The sequence below is a fragment of the Mycolicibacterium sp. XJ1819 genome (assembly GCF_053483675.1).
The window spans coordinates 1-228 of sequence record NZ_JBEFST010000073.1 but is presented as its reverse complement, the minus strand read 5'-3'; the positions used below and the strand labels follow the sequence as shown (position 1 = coordinate 228).

Below are 228 nucleotides of genomic sequence, written 5' to 3'. Positions count from 1 at the left end.
ATCCGGGTAGGCGTTAACGGCTTCGGCCGAATCGGACGCAACTTCTACCGGGCCCTCGCGGCGCAGAAGGCCGAGGGCAAGAGCACCGATATCGAAATCGTCGCGGTCAACGACCTCACCGACAATGCCACCCTCGCGCACCTGCTCAAATTCGACTCGATTCTGGGTCGGCTCCCCGAGGAAGTCTCTCTCGAGGGCGAGGACACGATCGTCATCGGCAACACCAAG

1 protein-coding gene is annotated in these 228 nt (G+C 61.8%); it reads left to right on the top strand.

Translation table 11 applies throughout. The features are described from left to right. On the top strand, positions 1-228 hold a 228-nt coding region (locus ABQE89_RS26360; RefSeq protein ID WP_448422195.1), incomplete at both ends, for a glyceraldehyde 3-phosphate dehydrogenase NAD-binding domain-containing protein.